This window comes from Saccharomonospora saliphila YIM 90502 (genome assembly GCF_000383795.1).
Classification (GTDB): domain Bacteria; phylum Actinomycetota; class Actinomycetes; order Mycobacteriales; family Pseudonocardiaceae; genus Saccharomonospora; species Saccharomonospora saliphila.
Window position 1 is genome coordinate 367,886 of sequence record NZ_KB912640.1, and the last position, 8,174, is coordinate 376,059.

The 8,174-nt window shown below is 71.3% G+C and carries 9 protein-coding genes; 4 read left to right on the forward strand and 5 right to left on the reverse strand.

The features are described from left to right. Positions 1–160: 160 nt before the first annotated feature. Both SACSA_RS0106840 and SACSA_RS0106845 read right to left on the reverse strand, forming a co-directional pair. Positions 161–763 carry a class F sortase gene (locus SACSA_RS0106840; RefSeq protein WP_019814494.1) on the reverse strand — a complete coding sequence of 201 codons (603 nt, stop codon included), beginning with the start codon at positions 761–763 and terminating at the stop codon, positions 161–163. A 5-nt stretch (positions 764–768) separates the two neighbouring features. After that, positions 769–1,572 (reverse strand): hypothetical protein, encoded by an 804-nt coding sequence (locus SACSA_RS0106845; RefSeq protein WP_232212856.1) that lies wholly within the window; start codon positions 1,570–1,572, stop codon positions 769–771. 492 nt (positions 1,573–2,064) lie between these two features. On the opposite strand from SACSA_RS0106845, the gene recQ reads away from it, so the two are divergent. Next, positions 2,065–3,912 carry a DNA helicase RecQ gene (gene recQ / locus SACSA_RS0106850; RefSeq protein ID WP_019814499.1) on the forward strand — a complete coding sequence of 616 codons (1,848 nt, stop codon included), beginning with the start codon at positions 2,065–2,067 and terminating at the stop codon, positions 3,910–3,912. Between the two features lie 438 nt (positions 3,913–4,350). Then, positions 4,351–4,641, forward strand: coding sequence for a hypothetical protein (locus SACSA_RS0106855; protein WP_019814503.1), 291 nt, complete (start codon positions 4,351–4,353; stop codon positions 4,639–4,641). Positions 4,642–4,781: 140 nt separating this feature from the next. Here the strand turns inward: SACSA_RS0106855 and SACSA_RS0106860 are convergent, their stop codons facing one another. Continuing rightward, the gene (locus SACSA_RS0106860; RefSeq protein ID WP_019814505.1) at positions 4,782–5,579 is read right to left on the reverse strand and encodes a 3'(2'),5'-bisphosphate nucleotidase CysQ; all 798 of its coding nucleotides are present in this window, start codon (positions 5,577–5,579) and stop codon (positions 4,782–4,784) included. Positions 5,580–5,746: 167 nt separating this feature from the next. On the opposite strand from SACSA_RS0106860, the gene SACSA_RS0106865 reads away from it, so the two are divergent. Further along, positions 5,747–6,610 carry an SDR family NAD(P)-dependent oxidoreductase gene (locus SACSA_RS0106865; protein ID WP_019814508.1) on the forward strand — a complete coding sequence of 288 codons (864 nt, stop codon included), beginning with the start codon at positions 5,747–5,749 and terminating at the stop codon, positions 6,608–6,610. Positions 6,611–6,645: 35 nt separating this feature from the next. Here SACSA_RS0106865 and SACSA_RS0106870 read toward each other — a convergent pair whose 3' ends face one another. Further along, positions 6,646–7,329, reverse strand: a complete 684-nt coding sequence (locus SACSA_RS0106870; RefSeq protein ID WP_019814510.1) for a metal-dependent transcriptional regulator — start codon at positions 7,327–7,329, stop codon at positions 6,646–6,648. A gap of 55 nt (positions 7,330–7,384) precedes the next feature. Continuing rightward, a complete protein-coding gene (locus tag SACSA_RS0106875) occupies positions 7,385–7,819 on the reverse strand; it encodes a GNAT family N-acetyltransferase (RefSeq protein ID WP_028661627.1) in 435 nt (144 codons plus the stop codon). A 49-nt stretch (positions 7,820–7,868) separates the two neighbouring features. On the opposite strand from SACSA_RS0106875, the gene SACSA_RS0106880 reads away from it, so the two are divergent. Continuing rightward, positions 7,869–8,174: enoyl-CoA hydratase/isomerase family protein (locus SACSA_RS0106880; protein ID WP_028661628.1), on the forward strand; the 306-nt coding region annotated here is incomplete at its 3' end.

Consider the following 8,174-nt stretch of genomic DNA (forward strand, 5'->3'; position numbering starts at 1 on the left):
TGCCGCCGCGCGCCACGGCGCGGACCGGACGGGGACGCCGCGTGGCCCACGGCGTGGATGGCGCGCTCGGCGTGTCACGCGCGTGCCCATCGTGCCACGCTCGGCATACCCGCCCGAGTCCGGCGGTATCGATCGGTCAGCACCCGGCCCCAGGAGCGGCTCAGACCGGCTCGGCGTAGACGATCACGTTGTCCTCGTAGCTGTGCTCGGCGTCGTCGAACACACCGCCACACGTGATCAGCCGCAGCTCGGGACCCTCCGTGTTGCCGTACACGGCGTCGGTGGGGAACTCGTCCTTCGGCACCTGCTCCGACCGGGTCACCGCGAACGTGACGACGCGGTCGTCGCTGCGCCGCACCCTGATCTCGTCACCCTCGGCGAGCTCGTCCAGGTCGTGGAAGATCCCCGGCTCGCCGTAGCCGTCGACGTGACCGAGCAGGATGGCGGGCCCGTCCTCGCCGGGCACCGGGGACAGGCGGTACCACGCCGCCTGCATCGGCTCCTTCGCCGACGGCACCGCCATTTCGCCTTCCATGGTCACCGCCACGGTGATCAGGGAGGAGTCGACGTTCAGGGCCGGGATCTCGACCCGGGTGGGGCGCAGGTTGTCGTAGGGCTTGGTCACCTCGGCCGGAGCCGACGGAACCGGCGAGCCGCCCGCGGAGCCCGCGTCGCCGTCCGAGCCCGAGCACCCGGCCAGCACCGCCGCACCGAGAACGCATGCCACGAGCGCACGCGTGGCCCGCCGTGTCGTCGAGCGCATCCGGATCAACGCCGGGCCATGCCGCCGGCGCCGGTCTCGACACCGCCGCGGGGGGCGTAGGCGACCTGTGCGTCCCCACCGTTGTCGTCCTGCCAGTCGTCGGCGCCGTCCGAGCCGGGCACGGGTGAGATCACGGAGCCGCCACCACCGGGCCGCCGGTCACCGCACTGCCAGTGAATGCCGATCTCCGCCGAGTTCTCGGCGAACGTGAGACCGTCGTGCAGTCGCACCATGTACCACCAGTAGCGGCCGTCGGTCTCGTCCTGGTACGCGCCTTCGAGGATGTCGAAGTCGTCCGACGAGACCCCGCGGGGCTCGCCCGCCGCGCAGGCGATCACCAGCAGTCCGAGGCCCTGCTCGGGGTCGAGATCGATTCCGGCCGCGACGTCGTCGATGTACTCGGGCTCCTCGGCAGGCGGCTCCGTGTCGGTGGGCTCGGTCGTCTCCGTCGGCTCCGTCGGCTCCGTCGGGTCCGTCGGCTCCGTCTCGGTGGGCTCGGTCGGCTCGGTCTCGCCCGGCTCCGACGGCTCGGTCGTGTCCGTGGGCTCTGGCTCCGAGGGCTCCGACCCGGTCGGCTCCGTCGTCTCCGTCGGGTCCGTGTCGGTGGGCGCACCGGGCTCAGTCGTTCCCGGCGTGGACGAATCCGTGGGCTCGGATTCCGTCGGCGCGCTCGGCGAGCTCTCGACCGGGGACGAGGCGGTGGGCGAGGGCGCCTCCTCGCTTGTCGCCGAGGCCGGTCCGGCCGCGAATCCCGCGATCAGCGTGCCTGCCAGCACCGCACCGGTGAGGTGGCGCAACGGTCTTCTCACTATTCCTCCCAGTATTCCGATGATTCCGGCCGCATGCCCGGCCGGAACGCAAAACGGCGCTCGCCCCCCGCGAACGCGCCGATGATCATGCCGGAGTGGCGCGGGAAACGGAAACGACCAGGACGTGAAAAACGTCATCGACGGAACCGGTAACGACACGGGTGCCGACGACGACCTCCGTCCGTTCACCACATCGCGCCGTGGACATCAAGATGCCGTAACGATACCGCACCGGTTTCCGTGCGGCCACGTCGTTGTCCGAACTCGACTGATCGGTGTGCGTTCCCCATTCCGCCGAATCGCCCGGGCGGTCTTCGGGTCCCGTTCGCGGGAACGCACGCGTCCGGTCCCGGCCGAGCGGGCGCGGGAGACCGGTGCCGACGGAGCGAAACCGTGCCGCGCTCGCACCGAACGGTTTCGCCGGTCGCCCGGAATCCGGGCGATTCCCGTGGGCCTCATCGGGCCTGTGGGCGCGAGCCTACGATCGAGCCCGTGAGCACTCCCGAGACGCGACGGGTCCTGAAGCGGATCTTCGGCTACGACTCGTTCCGCGACGGCCAGCAGGAGATCGTCGACCATGTGACCGGGGGCGGCGACGCCCTCGTGCTCATGCCGACCGGAGGCGGCAAGTCGCTGTGCTATCAGATCCCGGCGCTGGTGCGCCCCGGTGTCGGGATCGTGGTCTCCCCGCTCATCGCGCTCATGCAGGACCAGGTGGACGCGCTGCGCGCACTCGGGGTGCGAGCCGGCTACCTGAACTCGACACAGGACCCGGACGAGCGCCGCATGGTCGAGGGTGAGTTCCTCTCCGGGGAGCTCGACCTGCTGTACCTCGCCCCCGAACGGCTCCGTTCGGAGTCCACGCGACGGCTGCTCGAACGCGGGGAGATCTCACTGTTCGCCATCGACGAGGCCCACTGCGTCTCCCAGTGGGGACACGACTTCCGGCCGGACTACCTCGAACTCTCCCGGCTGCACGAACTCAGGCCCGACGTGCCCCGGATCGCGCTGACCGCGACCGCCACCCCCGACACCAGACGCGAGATCGCGACCCGTCTGCGGCTGGACGAGGCCAAGCACTTCGTGGCGAGCTTCGACCGGCCGAACATCCAGTACCGGATCGTGCCGAAGTCCGAACCGCGCACGCAATTACTGGAGCTGCTGACCAGCGAGCACGCGGGCGACTCCGGCATCGTCTACTGCCTGTCCCGCCGCTCCGTCGAGGAGACCGCCGCGTTCCTCGTCGGCAAGGGCATCGAGGCACTGCCGTACCACGCGGGGCTGGACGCGGCCACGCGCCTGCGCAACCAGTCGCGGTTCCTGCGCGAGGACGGGCTCGTGGTCGTGGCCACGATCGCGTTCGGCATGGGCATCGACAAGCCGGACGTGCGGTTCGTCGCGCACCTCGACCTGCCCAAGTCGGTGGAGGGCTACTACCAGGAGACCGGCCGGGCCGGCCGGGACGGGCTGCCGTCCACGGCGTGGCTGGCCTACGGCCTCGCCGATGTCGTCGGCCAGCGCAAACTGATCGACGGCTCCGACGGCGACGCCGCCCACCGCAGGCGGTTGAGCGCGCACCTCGACGCCATGCTCGCGCTCTGCGAGACCGTCGACTGCCGCCGGGTGCGGCTGCTGGACTACTTCGGCGAGCCGTCCGCGCCGTGCGGCAACTGCGACACCTGCCTCGCGCCCCCTCGGTCGTGGGACGGGACCGTCGCCGCGCAGAAACTGCTGTCCACCGTCGTACGGCTACGGCGGGAACGCGGGCAGAAGTTCGGCGCGGGCCAGGTCATCGACATCCTGCGCGGCAAGCGGACCGCGAAGGTGAGCCAGCACCGCCACGACGAACTGTCGGTGTTCGGCGTGGGTTCCGATCTCGGCGACGCCGAGTGGCGGGCGGTGATCCGCCAGCTTCTCGCCGCCGGACTGCTCGCGGTCGAGGGCGACTACGGCACGCTCGTCACCACCGAGACCTCCGACGAGGTGCTCTACCGGGGACGAACGGTGCCGATGCGGCACGACCCGTCCACGCGCGCGGCCGCGCGCGGCGCACCGAGACGGGACACGGAGGCACGTGCCCGCCGGGTCGAGGTGAGTGACCTCGACGAAGCCGCCACCGCGCTGTTCGACCGGCTGCGGGAGTGGCGGGCCGAAGCGGCCCGTGAACAGGGCGTGCCCGCCTACGTCGTCTTTCACGACGCCACACTCCGTGAGATCGCGACCCGGCGCCCGAGCACGCTCTCCGAACTCGGCGCGGTGAACGGAGTCGGCGACACCAAGCTGACCCGGTACGGAAAGGGCGTGTTGGAGGTCGTCGGGGCGGGCCAGCACGGTGCGTGAGGACATGCGCCCCTGACCGGAGGCGCGCGCTGGTTCCCCCGCGTGATGCCGCACCGGCCCCCAGCGACCGCCCGCACCGGCGGCTGAGCCATTCGACAACCGACTTCACCGCATTTCACTCCATCGGGCCATTTGACAGGCGAGCACCCACTACGTTTCCGCAACCACGCTGCCACCGGGACGAGTGGGCAGCCCCTCCCGAACGGGTTTTCCATCACGCTCTGTCACACCCATGATGAGACGAACGCCCTGGTCACAGCGACCTCTTCGGTTGAACCCCAAGGATCTGTGATGCGGGTCACCACATTTCCGAGTGACCTGTCCGGGGCCCATTGTGCCGTGTGCGGACTTCGGTGAGCTTGTAACTTCAATGTCGGTTGCGGTCAGCAATCCAGCCGCAGCAAAAGACATCACTCGAGTCGATAGGAATGGGTTAAGGTGTTCAAGAAGTCTGCTATTGTCGCCACCGCCGCGGCCGGCCTGATGGCGATCGGCTCGCCCGCCTTCGCGACCACTCCCGGTGACACCGAAACTGACATCTCGGACAACACGAACCAGCTCGGCCTGGTCAACGTGGACGACGTCCTGAGCAACAACCAGATCAACGTCTGCGACGTGCTCAACCCGAACGTCGCGGTCGGTGTGCTGGGCATCCTGGGCGGTGGCAGCGCCACTGCCGCCGACACCGGCGACACCAGCTGCACCAACGCCGCTGCCGAGAGCGACTGACGTTCTCACGCCGCGCGGGTGGGAGACCGGTACCGGTCTCCCACCCGTTTTCGTATGCGGCCACCCTCGTCCGCCGTGGCCGCCACCGGTAGTGGCCACCGCCTTCCGTCGTGGACACCGCCCCGGCGAGGGGTGGGCGCTCATCCGCTCCGCGTCGCCGTCGCGATCGCGTCGAGAAGCGGCCCCGCCAGCTCCGCCCGGCAGATCACCAGATCGGGCAGGTACGGCGTGGGCGCGTTGTACCGCAGGGCCGTGCCGTCGATCCGGGACGCGTGCAGTCCCGCGGCGCGCACGACACCCACCGGGGCCGCCGAGTCCCATTCGTACTGCCCACCCGCGTGCAGATACGCCTCCGCCGCGCCGCGCAGCACCGCCGTCGCTTTCGCACCGGCCGATCCCATCGGAACCAGATCTGCGTCCACGGATTCGGCGACCGCGTTCGCGAATTCGGGTGGACGCGTGTCACTGACCAGAATGCGCGTTCTCTCCGCGGGTATTTCCCGTGTTGTTTTCCGCTCTGCCGGGCCGTCACCCGACGTGAACAGCTCGTCGCGGTCGGGCTGTGCGACGGCCGCGGCGGTCAGTCCACAGGCTCCGCCCCGCCGTGCGGCCTCGGCCTCCCACAACGCCACGTGCACCGTCCAGTCCGGCCGCCCCAGCCCGTACTCGCGGGTCCCGTCGAGCGGATCGACGATCCATACCCGCTCGGCGTCGAGCCTGCGGCCGTCGTCGGCCGACTCCTCGGACAGCACGGCGTCCCCGGGCCGGTGTTCGGCGAGCAGGCGCGACAGCAGCTCCTGCGACACCGCGTCTCCCCGGCGGCCCAGTTCCCGCGGGTCGGGCTGCCCGGGGGCACGCGACATCTCGGTCCTCAACGCGAGCAAGGCGCGCCCGGCCTCCTGGGCCAGTCGCGCGGCCAGGCGTGTGTCAGGGGTCATCGCCGTAGCCTAGAAGTCCCGCGCGGCGCCGCGTGCACCGACGGCGCCGACCGGCCCGCTCCGGCGTCGCGGGCACCGTGGGCGGTGGTCCACCACGCGCGGACGCGGTTACGACCGGGGCGGCCGGGTAGTCCGGCCGGAGTGCACCCGGCAGCGGGAGGGAAGCGATGGGATCGGCGTTGGCCGTGGTCACCGGTGCGTCCGCCGGGATCGGGCGGGAGCTGGTGCGGGAGTTCAGCAGGCACTCGTACGACCTCGTGGTGTGTGCCGACGACGAGAGAGTGGGCGAGGCCGCCGAGGAGGCGCGTGCGCACGGCGTCGAGGCGTGGGCGGTGCGGGCCGATCTGGCGACCGCGTCCGGGGTCTCGGAACTGGCCGAACGGGTCGGCGGAATCGGAAGGGCGGTCGACGTGCTCGCGCTGAACGCGGGCGTCGGTGTCGGCGGTCCGTTCGCCGGTGCCGACACCCGCCTCGACGACCAGCTCCGCGTGGTCGAGTGCAACGTCACCGGAACCGTGCACCTGGCCAAACGCCTGCTGCCCGACATGGTCGCGCGCGGCACCGGCCGGGTTCTGGTGTCGTCGTCCACGGTGGCGCGGCTGCCCGGGCCGTACCAGGCCACCTACAACGCCTCGAAGGCGTTCCTGCACTCGTTCGCGGTCGCGATCGGCTCCGAACTCCGGGGCACCGGGGTCACGGTGACCGTCCTGCTGCCTGGGCTGACCGACACCGAGTTCTTCGACCGGGCACACATGACCGACACCAAGATCGGCGCGGCACGGATCAAGGACGACCCCGCCCGGGTGGCGCGGGAGGCGTACGCGGCGCTGACGGCCGGCCGCACTCAGGTGGTGACGGGGCCCGCGTACAACCGGGTGCTGATGGCCGCGGGACGGCTGCTGCCGGACCGGCTCCTGGCCCGGGTGCACAGCGTCTTCTCCGCTCCGGGGTCGGCGCGCTCGGCACACGCGCGGGGCTCGGCACGTCCGGCACACACGCCGGGGCCCGAGTCGGCGCGGAGCGGGAGATGAGCCGCACCGGACGCGGGCCGGCACCGAGGGGGGTGTCAGCGGGTGGCCACGGACAGCGCCTGGGCGATCTCCCGCCCGAGCGCGTGGGTGACGACGCGGGGCGGCTGCCCGACCCGGACCACGATCGAGCCGCCGAAGGGCTGCCGTTCGACCACCTCGATCCGCTCACCGAGGCCGATCGCGCGGTCGGCGAGGTAACGCAGCAGGTCGGGGTCGGTGTCCCACACGCGCACGATCTCTCCGACCGCGCCGGTGGGCAGGTCCTCCAGCATCCGCGTGGACAGCTCCTCGACACTGCCGTCCACGGCGGGGATCGGGTCGCCGTGCGGATCGCGCACCGGGTCGCCGAGCTTGGCGGCGATGCGGGCGACGAGCAGGTCGGAGACGACGTGTTCGAGCAGGTCGGCCTCCGCGTGCACCTCGTCCCAGGTGTAGCCGAGCTCGGAGACCAGGTAGGACTCGATGAGCCGGTGCCTGCGCAACACCGACCGCGCGAGCAGCCTGCCGTCGGCGGTGAGTTCGATCCCGCGGTAGGGCACGTGTTCGACGAGGCCCTGCTGGGCCAGCTTCGTGACCATGCCCGACGCCGAGGACGGGCTCACCTCCAGCCTGGAGGCGAGGGAGGTGTTCGTGACGGCCTCGCCGCGCTCCTCCAAGCCGTAGATCGCCCGGACGTAGTCCTCGATCGAGGCCGATCGACGGGTCGAGCCATCCACCATGCCCACTACCATACGGACCGAGGGCCTGGTCCGTGCCGCCGACCGCGCGTGGGACTCAGGCCCGCCAGCGGTAGCGCACCCACCCGGACACCGGGCGGGCGCCGAGGTCGGCGTAGAACGCGGCGGCCCGGTCGTTGCCTTCTTGCATGTCCCACTCCACCCGGCCGTCGGTGCGGGCGCGGAGCGCGTCCAGCAACTCCCTGCCGAGGCCGGACCGGCGGTTCTCCGGCCGGACGTAGAGGTCGTCGAGCCAGATTCCCGGGCGCGCCTCCCAGGTCGAGAAACTCCACGAGCAGAAGGCCATCCCCGCGACCTCGCCCGCCTCGTTCTCGGCGAGCACCACCCACGCCTTCGGGTCAGGGCCGAACAGGTGCCGGGCCATCTCCGCGCGGTCGAGGCGCAGTTCGTCGTTGCCCTCGTAGCGGGCGTGTTCCTCGATGAGGGAGCAGATCTCGTCGATGTCGGTGGACACCGCGTCACGTACCGGCATGGCACGGAAGGCTAGCCGATCGATCGATCGGTAGTCTAGGCTGCACGGCATGACGAGCACGGGGCATACCGTCGTGGTGGACCGCAGCGACCGCATCGCCGTGGTGCGGCTGAACAGGCCGGAGCGGCTCAACGCGGTCACTCCGGAACTGGTGGACGACCTGCTCGGCGCGCTGCGCGGGCTGGCGGGCGACGACCGGGTGGGGGCGGTCGTGCTCACCGGTGCCGGGCGGGCGTTCTGCTCCGGGCACGACCTCAAGCAGCCGCCGCCCGAGCAGGAGTCCCGGGTACGGCTCGAGCGGCTGCAGGAGGTCACCCGGGTGCTGCGCGCGCTGCCGCAGCCGGTGCTCGCCGCG

What these genes read in the sequence shown, in the direction of transcription:
- SACSA_RS0106865 (WP_019814508.1), top strand. Translation starts at nt 5,747, where the DNA reads ATGGGATCGGCGTTGGCCGTGGTCACCGGTGCGTCCGCCGGGATCGGG.
- SACSA_RS0106875 (WP_028661627.1), bottom strand. Translation starts at nt 7,819, where the DNA reads ATGCCGGTACGTGACGCGGTGTCCACCGACATCGACGAGATCTGCTCC.
- SACSA_RS0106860 (WP_019814505.1), bottom strand. Translation starts at nt 5,579, where the DNA reads ATGACCCCTGACACACGCCTGGCCGCGCGACTGGCCCAGGAGGCCGGG.
- SACSA_RS0106840 (WP_019814494.1), bottom strand. Translation starts at nt 763, where the DNA reads ATGCGCTCGACGACACGGCGGGCCACGCGTGCGCTCGTGGCATGCGTT.
- SACSA_RS0106870 (WP_019814510.1), bottom strand. Translation starts at nt 7,329, where the DNA reads ATGGTGGATGGCTCGACCCGTCGATCGGCCTCGATCGAGGACTACGTC.